Annotated in this window: 12 protein-coding genes; 1 reads left to right on the forward strand and 11 read right to left on the reverse strand. The window is 63.1% G+C overall.

Features of this window, described 5'->3' with window-relative positions:
• Nucleotides 1-71: 71 nt before the first annotated feature.
• From ACFQ0E_RS06810 to ACFQ0E_RS06855, 10 genes are all read right to left on the reverse strand, one after another.
• Nucleotides 72-989, reverse strand: coding sequence for a hypothetical protein (locus ACFQ0E_RS06810; protein ID WP_386822921.1), 918 nt, complete (start codon nucleotides 987-989; stop codon nucleotides 72-74).
• 61 nt (nucleotides 990-1,050) lie between these two features.
• Nucleotides 1,051-1,803: a glycosyltransferase gene (locus ACFQ0E_RS06815; RefSeq protein ID WP_386822922.1), complete on the reverse strand. Its 753-nt coding sequence runs from the start codon at nucleotides 1,801-1,803 to the stop codon at nucleotides 1,051-1,053.
• A 32-nt stretch (nucleotides 1,804-1,835) separates the two neighbouring features.
• A complete protein-coding gene (locus ACFQ0E_RS06820) occupies nucleotides 1,836-3,179 on the reverse strand; it encodes a glycosyltransferase family 4 protein (protein ID WP_386822924.1) in 1,344 nt (447 codons plus the stop codon).
• Nucleotides 3,176-3,952 (reverse strand): glycosyltransferase, encoded by a 777-nt coding sequence (locus ACFQ0E_RS06825; protein ID WP_386822925.1) that lies wholly within the window; start codon nucleotides 3,950-3,952, stop codon nucleotides 3,176-3,178. The genes ACFQ0E_RS06820 and ACFQ0E_RS06825 overlap by 4 nt, the downstream gene beginning before the upstream one ends.
• The gene (locus tag ACFQ0E_RS06830; RefSeq protein ID WP_386822927.1) at nucleotides 3,939-5,810 is read right to left on the reverse strand and encodes a GT99 family glycosyltransferase N-terminal domain-containing protein; all 1,872 of its coding nucleotides are present in this window, start codon (nucleotides 5,808-5,810) and stop codon (nucleotides 3,939-3,941) included. Before ACFQ0E_RS06830 ends, ACFQ0E_RS06825 begins: the two co-directional genes overlap by 14 nt.
• Nucleotides 5,811-5,816: 6 nt before the next feature.
• Nucleotides 5,817-7,169, reverse strand: a complete 1,353-nt coding sequence (locus tag ACFQ0E_RS06835; protein ID WP_386822928.1) for an ABC transporter ATP-binding protein — start codon at nucleotides 7,167-7,169, stop codon at nucleotides 5,817-5,819.
• Nucleotides 7,159-7,974: an ABC transporter permease gene (locus tag ACFQ0E_RS06840; protein ID WP_386822929.1), complete on the reverse strand. Its 816-nt coding sequence runs from the start codon at nucleotides 7,972-7,974 to the stop codon at nucleotides 7,159-7,161. The genes ACFQ0E_RS06835 and ACFQ0E_RS06840 overlap by 11 nt, the downstream gene beginning before the upstream one ends.
• Before the next feature lie 364 nt (nucleotides 7,975-8,338).
• Nucleotides 8,339-12,052 (reverse strand): FG-GAP-like repeat-containing protein, encoded by a 3,714-nt coding sequence (locus ACFQ0E_RS06845; RefSeq protein ID WP_386822931.1) that lies wholly within the window; start codon nucleotides 12,050-12,052, stop codon nucleotides 8,339-8,341.
• A gap of 508 nt (nucleotides 12,053-12,560) precedes the next feature.
• On the reverse strand, nucleotides 12,561-14,936 hold the full coding sequence (locus tag ACFQ0E_RS06850) for an FG-GAP-like repeat-containing protein (protein ID WP_386822932.1): 2,376 nt from the start codon (nucleotides 14,934-14,936) through the stop codon (nucleotides 12,561-12,563).
• Between the two features lie 223 nt (nucleotides 14,937-15,159).
• Nucleotides 15,160-16,767, reverse strand: a complete 1,608-nt coding sequence (locus ACFQ0E_RS06855; RefSeq protein WP_386822933.1) for a GMC family oxidoreductase — start codon at nucleotides 16,765-16,767, stop codon at nucleotides 15,160-15,162.
• Between the two features lie 154 nt (nucleotides 16,768-16,921).
• On the opposite strand from ACFQ0E_RS06855, the gene ACFQ0E_RS06860 reads away from it, so the two are divergent.
• Nucleotides 16,922-18,241 carry an NTP/NDP exchange transporter gene (locus ACFQ0E_RS06860; RefSeq protein WP_386822934.1) on the forward strand — a complete coding sequence of 440 codons (1,320 nt, stop codon included), beginning with the start codon at nucleotides 16,922-16,924 and terminating at the stop codon, nucleotides 18,239-18,241.
• A 15-nt stretch (nucleotides 18,242-18,256) separates the two neighbouring features.
• On the opposite strand, the gene ACFQ0E_RS06865 is transcribed toward ACFQ0E_RS06860, so the two are convergent.
• On the reverse strand, nucleotides 18,257-19,057 hold the full coding sequence (locus ACFQ0E_RS06865; RefSeq protein ID WP_386822935.1) for an FKBP-type peptidyl-prolyl cis-trans isomerase N-terminal domain-containing protein: 801 nt from the start codon (nucleotides 19,055-19,057) through the stop codon (nucleotides 18,257-18,259).
• Nucleotide 19,058 lies beyond the last annotated feature (1 nt).

Consider the following 19,058-nt stretch of genomic DNA (forward strand, 5'->3'; position numbering starts at 1 on the left):
GCCGCCTGGGATCATGTTGCGATCCCGTCAGTATACTTCACCCCGGTCTTCCTCCCCTCCTGGGGCCTCCGTCAGGGAGGCGGCACGGCTTCGCCCACGCCGTGCTGTTCGAGGTATCCGGCGATGCGCGCGAGCCCATCCTTGAACATCTGCCATTCCTCGCCATCTTGCAAAAAGGGAATCCAGGCCTTCTCCCCGTGAGGAGGCGATGGAACGATGTGCAATCGCTCCTGCTGGTCACCCAGGCCCAAACCAAGCAGATCGGCAGTGGAAGGCGAATGGCAAATGAAGCTTGCCGTTTCGATCTGAAGGGGAACCGCCGGCGCCAGTGATTCGTCCCATTCCCGCGTGGGCAGGCTGAGAAATAGCTTGGTATGGGTCGAAAGCTGGCCTGCGTAGTGCTGGACCATGTCGTACCCCAGCCTGGAGCCGATCACATGCGCCATCGCAGGCCTCATGTGCAGGATCAGGTGTGTCAGTACCATCAACCTGTCGTGTGGAGCATGATGCAGCACGGAAGTGGCTGTCTCCATGTCTATGATAGTCAGATCAAGGTGCTCTCCCAGTCTCTCCAGGTATTCACGACGACCTTCGGTCATCATAACGACCAGCGATCGGCCATGTGCTTCGGACAGCGCTCTGGCATGCCATTGCGCAACATTGCGTGGATCGCCGAGATCCCCGCATATGAGCATGGCATCCGCCCGCGGCGGCATCGAATCTATGATCCTGCGGTATGCGTGGCCTGCTGTCGCCCTGTGGAATGGCGTGTGATGGCACTCGATGCTGCGGAGGCGATAAGCTTCTGCGTGCAGTTCTTCTCCGCAGTCCGAAGAAATGTTCGCGATTTCCTCGATGGCCGATTCCGGCAATCGATACGGCTTGCGATGAGGTTGGCGATATCTGACCAATGCGCCATTCGGCACATGCTCCGGAACCGATCCCGGAACGAGCAGTCGTGCGGAATCGATCAAGGTGCGCTTGATCAACAACTGCATTCGAGCAGGCAGTCGGGAAATGAGGTGTACGTCCAGTGATCGCAGGATGCGCCTAATCATTTGCGATGCGATCCGGGCGAGGAAGGAAAAAATCTGTTCTCGGTATGATCGCGCTCCTGCGTCGGTGTGATTCGTTGAGAGAGCCCTCGGATTTGATCCTCACCAGGTGGAGCGTATCGTCGACCGTGAAATGCGCGCAACCCTTCGACAGTGTCTGGCAGTGCCAGTGCCAGTCCTCGAAGCCGAATCCCTCGGGCAATCGCGATGTGCCGATGTAGGGATGCTTGTCCCTGATCGTTGCATGCGCGAACGAACAGGCGTTCCATGGGTTCGCGACGAGCAGGATGCCTGGATCGAAATCCGGATGATCGCTGCCGATCTGTCTCCAGATGGCTTGCTGCTGGCCGAAATATGCGACCCATTCCGGATGGAACACATGGTTCCTGCCTTTCTCTGCTGCCTTGGCTAACGTGCGTGTGATCCAGTCTGCCCCAAGGTAATCGTCGCCGTCACTGATGGAGATCCACTCTCCTCGCGACATCGAAACGCCGGCGTTTCTGGCCAGCCCGACATCGCCGACGCTCACCTCGATCAGCTGGTCGGAGTCCTCGAGAACATCGGCTTCTTCGAGACTCGACAGCGTCGCCCGGTCGGCACGATCGGCAACCGCGATGATCTCGCAGCGTACCCCGGAACGGCGCGCATGCTGCCTGCAGCGCGCAATTCCCATCAACGATTTCGATGCGATCTTTCCCTCGCCGTGAAATGTCACGATCAGGGAAACCTGTGTCGATGCGGAGTTCATTGGCGCGTCGCCTGGCGTCTGTATGCGACCAATCAATCGGAGAGATAGCCTGGAAGTTCGGCGAGACTGCCTTTCATCGCATCGTATGTATGGCGCTGCCGGATCAGTTCCGCCGCAGCGCGCCAGCGCGATTGAGCTGTCTCAGGGTCATCAATGATGGATTGAATCATGGAGGACAGAACGGCGCCATCGCTATCGAACGGTGCAAGGTAGGCGTTCTCATCGCTCAGGAAATCCGTGATGCCGCCGACGGCCGTACTCGCAATGGGCAAGCCCGCTGCAGTCGCCTCAAGCAGGACATTGGGAAGCCCATCCCATTCGGACGTGTTGAGGAAGCAGCAGTACTGCGAATGAGGCAGGCTCGAGAACCCGTCATAGGCTCCAAGAAGACGCACATTCTCTGGGAAGCGATGCGCTTTGGCGCTGTCGTCGAGCAGGGAGGCGCCGTAGACATCGAAAGTGAGATGCGGCATTCGCCGGGCGATGTTGGCTAGCAGGTCTGGACGTTTCTGCCGATCCATTCTGCCCGCCCAGAGAACCTTGCCGGCTGTGGTCGCGCGATATTCTAGGCCGTGAGCGAAATCCGTCGGAAAATAGACAGCGAGGAAGCGGGAAGCAGGCACGCCCAACTGCGCCTCCCACAGCCTTGGGTAGACGGCGTTGTCGCAGATCAGCCTGTCGAGCATGTCGGCGCAGTCGACAAGGTACTCGCGCGCATATCCGACAGGTATTCCTGATGGCGAATAGTCGTCACAGTACAGGGATGCAAACAGGCGACTGCCTGTCCGAATCGAAACGCCGTGCCGCCTTACCGCCTCCCAGGCGGCCCGCGAATTGATGATATGAATGACGCGCGGAGCACGCTGAATGAGCAGTCGTGCCAGGACATGGACCTGGTCGTCGAAGGCGAGCTGGCCGCAGATCGAACCGAATTCAACGAAACGCACGCCATCGGGAACCCTTGATGACCATGGTGAGTCCGAGGCTTCGGTCGCTATGACAAGTACATTCGAGAATGAGTGAGATGCCAGTAGTTTGATGTGATGAAGCGCCCCCAGGTCGGCACCGCCGCGCTTCAGCCACGGCACGATGACGACATGGCTGAAATCGACCGGACCGATCGATTTCTCAAGCGCTGCGTAGGCGATTCCTGCCTGCGGTCGATCAGGCACTGCATAGAAGGCGAATCTGGAAAATCCTTCATGATCCGGCGCGAGTCGGGCGTCGTACCTTGCGGCATGATGCATCTCATCGATCAGCCAATCCGGCATTGCAGGCACGGACGCGTTATTCATGGCTTCGGGCGCGCCGCTTTCGAGGCGCCGGGCGACATGTCGCAGCGCTCGCGCGGCGAAGTTGACGATTGATCTGCTCATTCTGCCGTCTCCGGGCGGATGCCTGCGCCGTAATGATCGTGCAGGGCTTCGAAATACGCCGAAGGAGAAATCAAGGCTCGCTGGCCATGCGCAGACTCGTTGCGAGACCCCCAGTGCTTCCTTCGATAGAAATATGCGCTTCCCCATGCCAGTTCATGTATGAGTCCACGGGCGTAGGTCTCGCAATTCCAGTGCCAGTCTTCATAGCCGAATCCGGTCGCCTGCGTGTGATGCGAGACATATGGTGTCGACTCGAATACGGAGCGCCTCGCGGATGCTGCGGATATCCACGGATTCACGCTGAACAAGCCATGCTTGTCGAAGAAATTTCCAGGCTGATGGACTTGCCAGCCGAATGTGTTGTACATGCCGAAACAGACGACGATCTCCGGATGAAGAATGATGTCTTCGCCGCGCCCGGAGTGTGCATCGAGGTGGCACGAGAAATACTTGCTCGACACGAGATCATCTGCATCGAGTATGCACGCGAATTCGCCACGGGATGCGGCTATGCCGGCATTTCTTCCTTCCCCTGGGTCGCCGTGGTCGACTTCAATGACGATGTCATCTGGCCTCCGCGCTGGATGCGCCATCACGACTCCGCGCGTGATGGCGTCGGCGCGATCAAGTACGAAGACGAATTCGATCTTGCCATGAGTCCTCTCGGTGATTTCCCTGGCTGCCGCGAAGGACATGATAGAAGTGTGTGCGAGCCGTCCCTCTCGGTGGAGAGTGATGATGGCGCTCAGAACAGGGGCGTCATTCGTTTTCATGGGTGTCCATCCATTTCGCCAAACGAAGCGACTCGGAGAGGCGTACGATTCGTTGCAGGCGGAAATCTGAAATATTCTTCGACAATCGGAGCAGCTCACTCTGGAGGTCTTCTTTCTCTGCTGCAAGCTCAGCGCATTTCGAATCGGAATCCTTGATGGTCTCTGTCATCCGTTCGATTTCGGAGCGCAGCTCCATGTGCTGTCTTTCCGCTAATGAGCAGGCCTCAGCCAAGGATCTTCTTTGCGAGTCAATCCACTCGATGGCCTCAAGCCTGTCGGCGAGGTAGGCTCTCAATTCGGATAATGACTCCCGGTTGGCGTCAAGTTCTGATCGATGCGCCTCCAGTTGCGACTCCAGCCATGTCGCCGCATCGTTCCTCTCGTCGATATGGGTCCTGAGTTCCACGATCGTGGCGTCTCTTTGATCGAGACACCGGTTCGACCTCTCCAGTGCAGCTTCAAGCCAAGACACTGCATCAGTACGTATCGATAGTTCATCTTCCAGGGTGCGGATTCTCGTCGAAAGGTCCGAGATCTGTCCTTCCAGGGAGGCGACGGATTTTCTTCGCCAGGCGAGTTCGTTGCTCATGGCCTGCATCTGCAGGTCCAGACGTCGGTTCGACAGCCATTCGCCATCGCACCGGCTTTCTTCCTCATCAGGGGCGCGGATCGTAGGGTCATGGCGAGCGGACTGAATGCGTTCCAGCTCATGCTTTTGCCCGCGCAGTATGGTCAAGTGGTACTCGTGGCATTCTGCAAGTGTCCTGTCCTTGCTGAGGCGCCATTCATAGTAGTCCTTGTTGAACAGTAGCTCCGAGGGGACAAGATATCCGATAAAAAAAGCATTCAGTGCGAGCGTTCGATCGCTGCATGCCAGCGAATGAAGACGGCCTCCGGGGGAGAATGCCGAAATGGCCGAGTCCCCGTAGCTCCTGTAGGGCAAGTCGAGCAGGAATGCTTCGCAGAGCACGCTCGAATTGATCGAGTGCACTTCGCATACCTTCTCGAGGAATGCAACAGAATCAGGTGATGTGTCCCTTGCCCCGAGAAATCCTTTGTATTCGAAGTGTGCGCCTGGATGGTTCCTGACGAGAAGCGGGGAGCCGAGAGCTGCCATTCTCGCCTTGTGCAGCAGTCGAAGTGAATCCACGCCATTGGAATAAGCGATGACGTTGGAGTCGTCTTCCACCTGTAGGGCAACGCCGATACGGCGGTCCGCCGATCGTCTGGGAGAAAATTCGCCGTGGAAGAGCAGTTCGCGAACGGCATCCGGGCCGATCAGTTCGGCGCCTTGCATCAGGCTGCGTATTTCGGCTTCTTCGCGCCAGTTTGCCGGAGTGGTGTTCCCATTCACGCCCCTGAAGTCGAAGTAGATCGTGTTCGAGAACAGAGGCGCTCTGAGTGGGCCGAATTCGTTGTGTATCACAGGCAAGCCGAGGTCTCTGGCCGCAAGGCCCAGGCTGGGGCAATTGCACCAGGTCAGGAATGCCTTCCCCTTCCCGCCCTTGAGGAGCGCCTGTGATCCCTCCCGTATCGCGGATGAAAGCGCGATGTCTTCCGTTGTCAGCAACCGATGGAAGGTTTCAATGTGAGATTCGTTATGGACTTGCGATCTTGCGTCTTCCGGCAACGAGTGCCTTGCGTAAGAGCGGAATCTCGACAAGGAGGGGCAGACAAACGAATAGCCCGAGACGCTCAGATTCTCGCCAAAAGGAATTCCTTCTTCGGCGAAGTATCTTTCGTCAGCAATGAAGGCGATCTCATGGGGCTCGAAGGCGGCCATCTGGGCAAGCATGACCCAGCGGAACAGCGGCCCCGACCCTCGATCGACGTAAGGCATCAGGAATGACAGATACATATGGAGTTATCTTTTCATTGAAAGACGCATCGCGTGCGGAGTGGCGAGAAGTCTTCCGCCGTACTCTCCCCACTGGATGGGATTCTCTTCGATGTCCAGTACGGCCGTATTGAAACAGCGGTCGTAGAAATAAGTACTGTCATGCGCGGGCTTGATCCCGCAGTGAAACGAATAACGTCCCTTCGCGAACGGGAATTCCACATCCAACTCGAGATGGTACGTGCGGCCAGCCTCGAGGTTGGGGAGATGCTTTCCATAGAAATTCATGTTGTACGCGACGAGGTCGACGCCATGGGCGTCCCTTACCAGGAGGCCGATCACAGCGCCCTCGGCGATGTCCTGTCTCGCCTCGAACTGGAGGGTCAATGTGATTCTTGCTGCCTTCTGGATGCCCGTTACCCGTGTTTTTCCGTCGTGGCTGATGTCAAACCCCGTGAAGCGGACTTCTCCGCCTCCTGAGCGGTTCGACAGGATCGCATCGAATTGTGATTGATCCAAAGTCTGGCTGGCATGATGATCTTCCAGACGGAGGACCCCTTCGCTCGCCGCCGTCTCCGAAAAACGCTCGACGGCATGCCTCAGGTCAATGTCCGAGGTGCTGGACATCGAGTTCTGGTAGGTTTCGCAGACCAATTCCGATGGTCCGTCCAGCGCGATCCTGCCCTTGTCGAGGAAGATCGCTCGTCTGCAGATGCTTTTCACGGCGTTGATCGAGTGAGAGACGAACAGCAGGGTGACACCCTGTGAAATGATGTCCCGGATCTTGGCGATGCACTTCTGTTGGAAGAACATGTCGCCAACGCTCAGTGCCTCGTCAACGATCAGGATGTCCGGTTCCAGGTGCACCTGGATCGAGAATGCAAGTCTTACCAGCATGCCGCTGGAGTAGGTCTTCACAGGTTTGTCGATGAAAGTTCCTATGTCCGCGAATGCTTCGATGCTCGCCGCCTTGGACTCGGCTTCCTTCCGCGACATGCCGAGCACTGCCGCAGACAGGTTCATGTTTTCACGGCCGCTGAGCTCCGGGTTGAACCCCGAGCCGAGTTCCAGGAGTGCACCGACGCGTCCGCTGGTCGTTACGGTGCCTGTTGTCGGCCGCAGAACGCCGGTCAGAATCTGCAGCAGCGTACTCTTTCCTGCGCCGTTGCGACCCAGGATTCCCACCGTTTCCCCGCGACGGATATCGAAACTAATGTCGTCAAGTGCGAGGTAACTGTCATGATCTTCCTGCTTGGCCTCGTTCGCCCCGAACATGCTCCATTCGTGCCGATGACTGAAGCTGTACCGCTTGCTGATCCTGGTCGCGATCAGGATGGGCGGGGTGATGTTCGCTTGGGGCTCAATGTCGTCAGAAGACATCGGCGAACCCCCGCTTGTTTCCGATGAAGGATGCATACCCAAGCCACATGGCAGCCATTCCGATCGCAGGAGCGACCAAGGCATAAGCCAAGCTGGGCGGCTGTCCCGAAATCAGGGCGCTCCTCGCGCTCTCGAGTACCCAGGTCAGCGGGTTGAGTGCGATGACCATCCTGAACGTGTCGGACGCCTTTTCAACCGGAAACAACAGCGGAGACATGTACATCAGCATCAGGAGGATCACCGGCAGTGCATGCTCGATATCCGGCTTGTACGCGGCGAGTGAAGAAAGGAACCAGCAAGAGCCCGCGCAAAAAAGCGCGAAGGGAATGAAGACAACGGGAACCCAGATGATTCCTGCAGGAAATGTTCCCCGAATCGCCCAGCTGAGGCCTATCCAGACCGCAAGCGTGACAAGGAAGTTGATCGCGGCCACGATGACGACAACCCACGGGAAGACTTCCAGGGGGAAGACCATCTTCGTCACGAACGATTGGTTGTTCGCGATCAGCGTGGCCGACCTCGAGACGACTTCGTAGAAGAACATGTAGAACATGACGCCAGCGTGGAGAATCAGCGAGAACTCCAGCGTCGAACTGGCGCCACCCCATCGCACCTTCAGCAACACCCCGAATACCAGCGTATAGGCGCCTACAAGGAGCAGCGGGTTCATGATGAGCCATGCCAAGCCCAATGTGGACTTGCGGTATTTGCTGCGAAGTTCCTTGGCCACAAGCTGTTGTATGAGGTAGCGATGCTTGATGGCCGTGCGGAAAGCTTCCAGCGGATTGGCGGTTTGTGCAGTCATGTCGTGTGGGGGATCCTGTCTCGGGCAGGTACGCAGTGGCGCTTTCGCCGCGCGCACGCCCAGATGCCATTGTCGCAGCAAAAGGTCTGCGCTTCAGCGTCAGCGTCAGCAGCCGGCGCCAGACCTGCCCGTCGGACACGGTGAACCGCTTCTCCGTCGCAGTGGGATGGTCCTCTCATCGCTGGTCGGGAAGGCATGTCTGACGCCACTCCGCCCGCCTGAGCACCTCAGCGAGGACTGCCAGCCGGTTTGCCCTGCATTCATTTTCGTGCAGAGCGTATGGCCGTGTTCGGCTCCAGTGAGGACTCCACAAAAAAGCGGCCGGCATGAAGCCGGCCGCCTTGGGGTTGCCCTTGATCGGAAATCAGTGGCTGGTGGCACCACCGGCCACCTGCCAGTTGGTGTTCGGCACGCCCGAGGTGCCGCCACTGCCCGCAAGCAGCGTCGCGCCGTTGAGCAGGTGGATGTAGTTCGATCCGTTCCCGCTGTGGCGCCAGAAGATGTCGTCACGACCATCCCCGTTGTAGTCACCGCTGGACACCACCTTCCAGCTGGTCTCCGGCACCACGCTGGACTGCGCGATCGAACTGACGCTCGTCCCGTCGATGGTCCAGACGATATTGCCGCCGCTGACCTTGTTGCGCCAGAAGAGGTCGCTCCTGCCGTCGCCGCTGAAGTCGCCCGTCGCCACGATTTCCCAGTTCAGGTCGGCAACCCGACCCAGGGAGCCGGTCCCGGTCGGATTGATGCCCGTGCTCGACATCCGGTGCACGTAGACCTCGCCGGTCGTGCTGTTGTGCCACAGCACGTCGGATATGCCGTCTGCATTGAAGTCGCCGGCGCCGATGGTCTTCCACTCTGCGGGCGCCGTGTACACGACGGCCGTGCGCGACGGCAGCAATCCCTGCATGTACCACACCAGGCACTGGCCAGTGGTTGTGTTGCGCCAGTAGACGTCGGAATTCCCGTTGCCGTCGAAGTCACCGAACATGACGATCTGCCAGGTCTGGTCGGGAACCGTCTGTGAGCCTCCGGAGCCGGGCAGCTTGACCGTGCCGTTCATGAGGTGGATGTAGGTCGCACCGGTGGTGCTGTGACGCCAGAACACATCCGTCCTGCCGTCGGCGTTGAAATCACCGGTACCCACCACGCGCCAACCGAGATCGGCTTCCCGATGCGCACTGGCAGCCGCAGTGACCGCCGTTCCGTTCAGGGTCCAGATGTAGCTCTCGCCCGTGCTGTTCTCGCGCCAGTAGATCTCCGACAAGCCGTCACCGTTGAAATCGTTCCGGACCTTGCCGCCACCCACCACCACCTGCGCCGTCTTGGTATGGCTGTAGCCGCCATTGTCGGTGACCGTCAGGGTGACCGTGTACGTGCCCGGTGTCGCATAGGTGTGGGTCGGGTTGGTGCTGGAAGCGCTGACCCCGTCGCCGAAGTTCCAGAGGCGGCGGACGATGGTGCCGTCGCTGTCGGTCGAGGTGTCGGTGAAGCTGGCGGTCGACTGGCTGGTGGAGGTGGTGAAGTTCGCCGTCGGCACGGCGTTGTTGCCCACGGCCGACAGTTCCCAGACGCCGCGGCCGTAGGTCGCCGCGCGAACCTGGTTGCCGTTGGCCGAGACGGTGATGTCCATGACGTTCACCAGCGGCATGAAGGCGCCGAGGCGTTCCCAATTCGAACCGCTGTCGAGGGAGCGGTACACGCCGAGGTGCGTTGCCGCATACAACGTGGTGCGCACCACCGGATCGACGGTGACCATGTTCACCGGGATGCCGAAGGGGAAGCCGTTGCTGACGTCGATCGCCGCCCAGGTCTGGCCGAAGTTGGTGCTGCGCCAGATGTGGCTGCGGGTCGAGTCCGGTGCCACCGAGGTCACGTAGACGATGTTGCGATCGACCGGGTCGAAGGCGATCGAGCTGGTCGACAGACCGTTGTTCGGCAGCGCGCCGGCCTGCGCCCAGTTCGCACCGCCATCGCTGGTGAGGAACACGCGCCCGCTGTTGGCGACGATGCCCACCACGTTGCTGCTGTTGGGCGTACCCACGCCGGTCTTGGCGACGCCGACGCCGCGGATGAACAGGTCGGCAGGCAGCCCGGTCGTCCCCAGTGCCGTCCAGTTGGCGGCATAGTCCGTCGTCCGGTAGACGCCCTTGTTGTTGAAGGTGAACAAGGTATTGCCGGTGGCATCGCCCTCCCAGGGCGCGATGTAGACGCGGAAGGGCGCATCCGCATGCGGGCTGCTGTCGCCGCAGCCCGGGAGCCCGGTGCATGCGTTGATGAACGAGTTCCCGCCATCGACGCTGCGGCGGATCCGGAGATACTGCACCGTGCCGATCATCTGGTTGGCATTGCTGCGGTTGACGTTGCAGCCGAAGCCGTCGCCGCCGATCACCTGGTTGAACACGCTGGTGTTGGTTTCGCGCAGGCGAGTGCCGTTGTCCTGCAGGCCGATCAGCACGCGGTCGGTGTTGGCCGGCGACGAACAGACGTTGTAGACCAGGTGCGAGACGATGCCTTCATTCAGCGTGTGGGTGAAACTGGTGCCGCCGTTGGCGCTCATGAAGATGCCGCCGTCGGTGCCGAAATAGAGCTTGCCGTCGCTGGCCATGTGCGCGCTGTGGAAGTCGGCGTGGACGTAGGGCAGGCCGAAATCGGCCAGCCAGTCGCTGATGATGGTGTAGGTGTTGCCGCCATCGCTGGTCTTGGCCGACAGCAGCGCGCCACCGAAGTAGGCGACATCGGGATTGGCGCGATCGACGACCGCCATCAGGTCGTACCAGCCCTGGCCGTTGAAGATGCCCTCGAGGGTGCCGGAGTCGCTGTTCGGATTCGTGTAGGGCTTGGCATCGCCCACGGCAGTGCGACCGACGCTGCTCCAGTTGGCGCCGCCGTCGGTCGACTTGAAGATGTCCGCGAAGTCCTTGGTCGAGTTCGGCGATGCCGGACGCGGCTTGGCCGCCAGCGCGTACATGACCGAGCGGTTCGACGGTGCCGAAGCCAGCACCATGCGGTTCACGCCGGCGTTGTGGTTCACGCCGTTCGCACGGGTCCAGGTGGCGCCGTTGTCGGTCGAGCGCCAGATCTGGCCTTGCCGGAAGGCAGGGGCGCTGGTCGAAGCACTCGGCGTGCCTTCCAGCGACAGGACCATGGTATTGCCGCCGCCCCAGGCGATCGACCAGAGCGAGGGAATCTCACCCAGCCCGGTCGGGATCGTGACCTGCGTGTAGGTGGCGCCGGCGTCGGTCGAACGGAACAGGCTCCGGTCGGTCGCGACCAGGACGATGTTCGAATTGTTCGGCGCGACGATGATGTCGCGGATCGAAGTCGAAATGCCGAGAAATTTCGGCGCCTCCCACTTGTCGCCACCGGCGGTCATCTTGACGATGCCCAGGCCGGTGCCGTCGAAGGGGTCGCCGAGGCCCAGATACAGCGTCTCGGGGTTGTTCGGGTCCATCGCGACCGCGCCAACCGACAGCGAGCCGAGGGTCTCGGTCTTCGCCTGCCAGGAAGCACCGCCGTCCGTCGTCTTCCACAGGCCGCCGCCCGAAGGCGCGATGTAGATGATGTTCGGGTTGGTCGGGTGCGTGAGGATCTCGTTGATGCGGCCGGAATCGGTGACGTTCAGGGTCACGCCGTTGCGGATGAAGTTCGCTCGGGTCGGGCCGATGTTCGTCCAGCGCAGGTCGCGGCTGAGAGCGTCACCGGGAGCCCGGGCGAGCAGCGGTGCGTCGCCCAGCATCGCCTTCGAGGAGGCCAGCGGCATCTTGCCGGCATGGCGCAGGCGCTCGCGCTGCGCGGCATCCATGATGTAGCGCTGGTACTGCAGCGACCACACGCCGCGGTGGGCGGCGTTGCGGTTGATCTTCGTGCCGGTGCGCTGGTAGTTCTCGTTGTACCACTCGTCCATCCAGCGGGCCCGGGCACCCGGGTCATCGCCATCCTTGACTTTCTTGACCCGGGGCTGCGCACGGGACTGCGCGTTGGGCTCGGAGGACGGCGTGGCTGCGAACAGCGTGCCGGCGATGACGGTCGTCAGCAACGCGGTGCCGATGACGGTGTTTCTGAGATGGAAGGACATGGCGGTCTGCTGGAAGTGGAGATGGACATCGAACGGGGCGTGGCGGCCAGGCGGGTCCCTGGCCCCCGGTATGCATCGTCCCTGACGGTCTTTCCCCGAACCTATCCTAAACCCGGGAACTGTCGAGAGGACAAAGCCGGACATGACGATCTGGCATGCCTGCACCGTGAAACAGGACGGGAATCACGGATCGGAGACATGGACAGGGGCCGATGAGGCAGTGCCTGAACAAGGGAGACGGACGGGACCGATCATCGGTTTGCCCCGCAGATGCCAGTCGCATGAAGCAGCGGAAGCCGGACAGGGAAATGCCATCTCCGAAGGAAATGGTCACGCCCTCGTCCTGGAGATTCGCCCGGCTCGGGGCGCCATCCTGCCGTTGAGTGGTCAAAGGGTGACGGGCCGTGGCCCCTCTTTCGTACCGGCAACGATACGATCGCGAATGAGGTCCCGCAAAAAAAGCGGCCGGCATGAAGCCGGCCGCCTTGGGGTTGCCCTTGATCGGAAATCAGTGGCTGGTGGCACCACCGGCCACCTGCCAGTTGGTGTTCGGCACGCCCGAGGTGCCGCCACTGCCCGCAAGCAGCGTCGCGCCGTTGAGCAGGTGGATGTAGTTCGATCCGTTCCCGCTGTGGCGCCAGAAGATGTCGTCACGACCATCCCCGTTGTAGTCACCGCTGGACACCACCTTCCAGCTGGTCTCCGGCACTACGCTGGACTGCGCGATTGAACTGACGCTCGTCCCGTCGATGGTCCAGACGATATTGCCGCCGCTGACCTTGTTGCGCCAGAAGAGGTCGCTCCTGCCGTCGCCGCTGAAGTCGCCCGTCGCCACGATTTCCCAGTTCAGGTCGGCAACCCGACCCAGGGACCCGGTCCCGGTCGGATTGATGCCCGTGCTCGACATCCGGTGCACGTAGACCTCGCCGGTCGTGCTGTTGTGCCACAGCACGTCGGATATGCCGTCTGCATTGAAGTCGCCGGCGCCGATGGTCTTCCACTCTGCGGGCGCCGTGTACACGACGGCCGTGCGCGACGGCAGCAATCCCTGCATGTACCACACCAGGCACTGGCCAGTGGTTGTGTTGCGCCAGTAGACGTCGGAATTCCCGTTGCCGTCGAAGTCACCGAACATGACGATCTGCCAGGTCTGGTCGGGAACCGTCTGTGAGCCTCCGGAGCCGGGCAGCTTGACCGTGCCGTTCATGAGGTGGATGTAGGTCGCACCGGTGGTGCTGTGACGCCAGAACACATCCGTCCTGCCGTCGGCGTTGAAATCGCCGGTACCCACCACGCGCCAACCGAGATCGGCTTCCCGATGCACGCTGGCGGTTGCAGTGACTGCAGTTCCATTCATGGTCCAGATGTAGCTCTCGCCCGTGCTGTTCTCGCGCCAGTAGATCTCCGATCGCCCGTCACCGTTGAAGTCGTTCCGGACCTTGCCGCCAAGCGGCACCACGACTGCCCGGAACTGCGCCACCAGCGGAATCGAGAGGTTGAGGCTGCGCGCGTTGTCGGCGTTGGCGGTGCCGGTCGGACGCCCCGAATAGTTCACGCTCGGGTTGCCGAAGTGCGGGATCGCGAACTGGCTGCTGTTCGACAGGCGGTAGGCCATGATCGTGTAGAAGCCGGTGCTGCTGGCTTCGCGATAGCCGTAGGAATACGGGTGGGTGCCGCTGTCGCCGCCGCTGTCCTCGGTGTTGTGCTGCTGGCCCATGTTGTGGCCGAGCTCGTGGGCGAGGGTTTCGTCGCGGCAGAAGTAGTTGCGGCCGTCGGTCTCGTCGTCGTCGTTGCCGTCGCTGACCACGGAGTAGCCGAACGGGGCATCGGTGTTGTCGATGGTGAAGCCGCCGCCGCCCAGCAGCCATGCGATGCCGCAGCCCTGATGCTGCGGGGCCTGGAACGGACGCACCAGCGAAACGAGGTCGCCGCCGTACTGGTCACGGGCGGTGCGCAGCGGGACGAGTTCGGCCGGAACCGCCGACGGCGAGCAGGTCGGGTTGCAGGTCTGGCCGGTCAGGGCCTGCAGTGCGGTCTCGTTGCTGTTGGTATCGGTGTAGTTGACCTGCAGCGTGTGCACGAGGCGCACGCGGCCGGTCACCTGGCTGTTCTGGTAGGCCTGGTTCGTCAGCGCAGTCAGGTAGGTCAGGCGCGTGGTGGCTGCAGAAACGTTGCCGTAGCGGGTGACGAAGCCGTTGGTGTAGCCGAGGACCACGTCGACCGTTTCGGCGGCGCTCGCTTTCTCGCCGCCGGCGGTGGTCACGGACTTGGCGCGCTTGCCGGCCAGGGTGGCCTGCACCGTCTTGGGCGGGACCAGCATGCCGGTGGCGTCTTCGTCGCCCAGCAGGTTGCCGTCGAGCAGCTTGCCGGGATCGGTTTCGACCAGCCAGGCGCGGCCGCCGGACATGGTCAGGCGCAGGGCTTCGGTATTCGGCTGGGCGATGCGGCCGAACACGGCCTTTTCGCCGAAGGTGATGATCGCATCCATGCCGTCGAGCGTGCGGCCGATCCAGGTCCAGTTGCCGTCGAGGCTTTCTTCATGGCGCTGGTAGGCGATGCGCAGGGTCTCGCCTGAGGGCGTCGGCAGTTCGATCACGCCGCCCGGGTGCGCCGCCTTGAGGGCATGCGCTTCGCTCAATTGCACGGCATGGTAGGTGTGCGCCTTGCGCCGGACCGGCTGCTGCAGGCGCTCGAAGGCGAGCAGCGTGCCGCGATCGGGCATGGACGCGAAGGAGGTGATGCGCCTGGCCTCGGCCGACAGCGAGGACGGCGGCAGGGCGGACGACTTCGCGGCGACCCGGACGGCGTCCTGGACGCTGTCCGTTTCGGACGTGCAACCGCCGACGACCAGCGCCGCGGTGAGGGTGAGGGCAAGCTTGCGCATACAGGTAGGTCTCGACGACAGGCCCCGGCGACGGGGCGTGGGGGGGTAGCATACGCCCAAGCAAAGCCGCGCCGCATCCTCCTGATGCGATCCGGCGTGCCGGCGTGGGAGGAAGTGCGCACCCGAAGTTGGAACGGGGTCACACTCCAGCCGTTTCGTATGAATCGGCGGCCCGATTCTAGCCCGGACTACCGGCAGAACCCGGAACGGACTGCCGATCTGGTCATGCTTCGCTGCCCGCGCGGATGCCGCCCGCTGCCCGCACCAGATCCGCGGCGCGTTCCGCGATCATGATCGTGGGGGCGTTGGTGTTGCCGCCGATCAGGGTGGGCATGACCGATGCATCGACAACGCGCAGGCCTTCGACGCCGTTGACGCGGAGGGCCGGATCGACCACGGCGCCGGGGTCGTTGCCCATGCGGCAGGTGCCGATCGGGTGGTAGACGCTTTCGGCCTTGGCGCGGATGAACTCGATGAGTTCGGCATCGCCGAGGTCGTTGCGTGCCGGGAACAGCGGGGCGCCGCGATAGGGCTCAAGGGCGGGCTGGTTGAGGATCTCCCGCGAGACCTTCGCGCATTCCACCATCATCCTCAGGTCGAAGCCCTCCTCGTCGCCGAGGTAGTTGGCCTCGATGCGTGGCTTGTCGCCGGCGCGGTCGCTGGCCAGGGAGAGCCGACCCCGGCTGCGTGGACGCAGGAAGCAGGCATGCAGGGTGAAGCCATCGCCGGGCAGGCGGTTGCGCCCGTGGTCGTCCAGCATCGCCGGGACGAAATGGAACTGGATGTCGGGCCGGGCGTCCGGTGCCAGCGCCGAGCGCGCGAAGCCGCCGGCTTCGGCGATGTTGCTGCTGCCCGGGCCGCGCCGGCCGCGCAGGTAGTAGTCGAAGCCCACCTTGATGTCGCTGATCCGGTCGTAGGTGATCCGCTGGGTCGCCTTGTAAAGGGTGCAGATGTCGAGGTGATCCTGCAGGTTGGCGCCGACGCTGGGGGCGTCCTGCACCACCGCGATGCCGAGGCGCCGCAGGGCGTCGGCTGGGCCGATGCCCGACAGCATCAGCAGCTGCGGCGAGTTGATCGCACCGCCGCACAGCAGCACTTCGCGCGCGGCCGGCTGGTGGAAGCTCTGGCCACCCATGGCGTAGGTGACGCCGCTGGCGCGCCGGCGGTCGAAGGTGATGCGGCTGACCTGGGCGCCGGTGTGGACGGTGAGGTTGGGGCGTTCGCGCGCGGGGTGCAGGTAGGCGACGGCCGAGGAGCAGCGGGCGCCGTCGCGCTGGGTGACCTGGTAGAAGCCGACGCCTTCCTGCGCGGGGCCGTTGAAGTCGGTGTTGTGCGGCACGCCGGCCTGCATCGCGGCGTCGATGAACACCTGCGACAGGGGATTGGTGTAGCGCAGGTCCGAGACCGACAGCGGGCCGTCGCCGCCGTGCAGGGCATCGGCGCCGCGGCTGTTGCCCTCGGACTTGCGGAAATAGGGCAGGACGTTGTCCCAGTGCCAGCCGGTGGCGCCCTGCGCGGCCCAGTCGTCGTAGTCTGCGGGCACGCCACGGATGTAGCACATGGCGTTGATCGAGCTGGAGCCGCCGAGCACCTTGCCGCGCGGCCACCACAGGCTGCGATGCTGCAGGTGCGGCTCGGCGGCGGTGGTGTAGTCCCAGTTCACGCCCTTGCGGTTGACCAGCTTGGACAGACCGGCGGGCATGTGGATGAAGGGGTGCCAGTCGCGGGGGCCGGCTTCGAGCAGGAGGACCTTGACCGCGGGGTTTTCGCTCAGGCGGTTGGCGAGCACGCAGCCCGCCGAACCGGCGCCAATGATGATGTAGTCGAACACGCGCACACCCGGAGAAGACGGCTGCCCGACACTATGCCCGCCGCCTAGAGCAAACACTCGGGCCGTGATGGCGTTGCGGACGCTACGCCGGTGGCGGCGTCCGGTCCGATCGGCTACCGTGCGCGCTGTGCACGAGAACCTCCCGGACCGCGCGATGAGCGACTCCACCGATCGCGGGCCTCGCGTCCATGCCGGCGAATGGACGGCCGTGGCCTGGTCGTTCCTCTACTTCTTCTGCGTGCTCTCCGCCTATTACGTGATCCGGCCCGTGCGCGACCAGCTGTCGGCGGCGGTCGGTTCCACGCAGCTGCCATGGTTCTACGGTGCGGTGTTCGTGGCCACGCTGGCGCTCACCCCGGTCTTCGCCTGGCTGGTCGGCCGCTATCCGCGCCGGGTCGTGGTGCCGGTGGTCTATCTGTTCTTCATCGGCTGCCTGTTGGCCTTCATCCCGCTCTTCACCCACGAGGGCCTGCTGTCGCCGCGCGCGCTGGGCATCGTGTTCTTCGTGTGGATCAGCGTGTTCAACCTGTTCGTCGTGTCGGTGTTCTGGAGCTTCATGGCCGACATCTGGAACGATGCGCAGGCGCGGCGCCTGTTCCCGGCGATCGCGGTCGGCGGTTCGATCGGCTCGCTGGTCGGCCCGGCGATGGCGTTGTCGCTGGTCGACGTGATCGGCGTGGCGCCGCTGCTGATGGTTTCGGCGGGGCTGCTCGGCGTCGCGATCCTCTGCGCGATGGTGCTCGGGCGCTGGGCGGCGGTGCACGGCCTGCGCCGGCACGAGCCCGGCAACGCAGCGGCGGTCGGCGGCGGCATGTTCGACGGTCTGCGGCAGATCTTCATGAATCCGGTGATGCGCACGATGGCGGTGCTGATGCTGCTGGGCGACTGCATCGGCACGGTGAACTACGCGCTCGTCGTCGACTATTCGAAGGCGACGTTCACCGATGCGGTATCGCGCACCCAGTTCGCGGCCACGCTCGACCTCGCCACCAATCTCCTCGCGATCACGGTGCAGGTCTTCCTCGCACGCCCGCTGCTGGTCCGTTTCGGCGCGGCGCCGGCCATCGCGCTGCATGCCGGCGTGACCATGCTGGTGATGCTGCTGGTGATCGTGGCCGCCGATCCGCATGCTCTGGTCGTCGGCCCGCTGCCGTGGGTGGCGGTGGCGCTCGTGGTCAGCCGGGGCCTGGCCTACGGCGCCCTGGGGCCGGCGCGCGAGAGCCTGTTCGCGCAGGTGCCGCGCAGCCTGCGCTACAAGGGCAAGAACGCGGTCGACACTGCCGTGTGGCGGTTCGGCGACATGGGCGTGGCCCTCGCCATGAACGGCCTGCGTGCGTTCGGCGTGGCGTCGCTGGGCTTCGCCGCATTGAACATCGTCGCCGCCGGCGCTTCCGGCCTGCTCGGCTGGCGCCTGGCGAAGCGGGTGGAGCGCGGCGTCGATCCCGACCTGGCTGTGCGCACCCAGCCCGGCTGAGATCGACGCCGGGGTTCAGCCGCCCGCGCCGTGCGCGTGCGGCGCGGCGATCGTCGGTGCGGCCGGGTCCGGTGCGGCGCCGGTCTTGCCCGCGATCTCCAGCAGTTCCACCTCGAACACCAGCAGCGTATTCGGTTCGATCTTCTCGCCCGCGCCGCGTTCGCCATGGGCCAGCGCCGGCGGGATCCAGAACGTGTACTTGCCGCCGATCGGCATCAGCTGCACCGCTTCGGCCCAGCCCGGGAAGACGCGGTTGAGCGCGATGCTGGCGGCATGGTGCGAGGCATAGGTGCTTTCGATCTGCGTGCCGGCGAGGGTGGAGCTGGTGTAGTGCACGCGCACCGTGTCGGTGGCGCCGGGCTTCGCGCCTTTGCCGTCGCGCAGGATCCGGTACTGCAGGCCGCTGGCGGTGGCCTTCACGCCTTCGGCCTGCTGGTTCTTCTTCAGGAAGGCGTCGGCCTCGGCGAGGTTCTTCCTCGCCAGTTCGCGCATCGCCAGTTCCTGTTTCTTGCGCAGGATCTCGCTGAACTGTTCGCGCACCGCGTTCGCCTGCGCGTCGTCCAGCGCAGGCTTCGTGCCTGCATGTACGGCACGGATCGCGGCGATCGCGATTTCCAGGTCCACCTCGTCCTTCACCGGCGCAAGGGTCTTGGCCATGTCCAGGCCGACCATGTAGCTGATGCGTGCGCGATCGGTGTCGAGCGATGGCGCGGCGGTCGCGTTCGTTCCCTCGCCGCCTTCATCGCGCGCGCAGCCGGCGGCGAAGAGGAGGGCGAGCAGGGTGAGGGGCAGCGTGGCGTGGCGTGGCGCGTACATG

The sequence above is a fragment of the Lysobacter brunescens genome, assembly GCF_042677005.1.
Lineage (GTDB): Bacteria > Pseudomonadota > Gammaproteobacteria > Xanthomonadales > Xanthomonadaceae > Lysobacter_I > Lysobacter_I brunescens.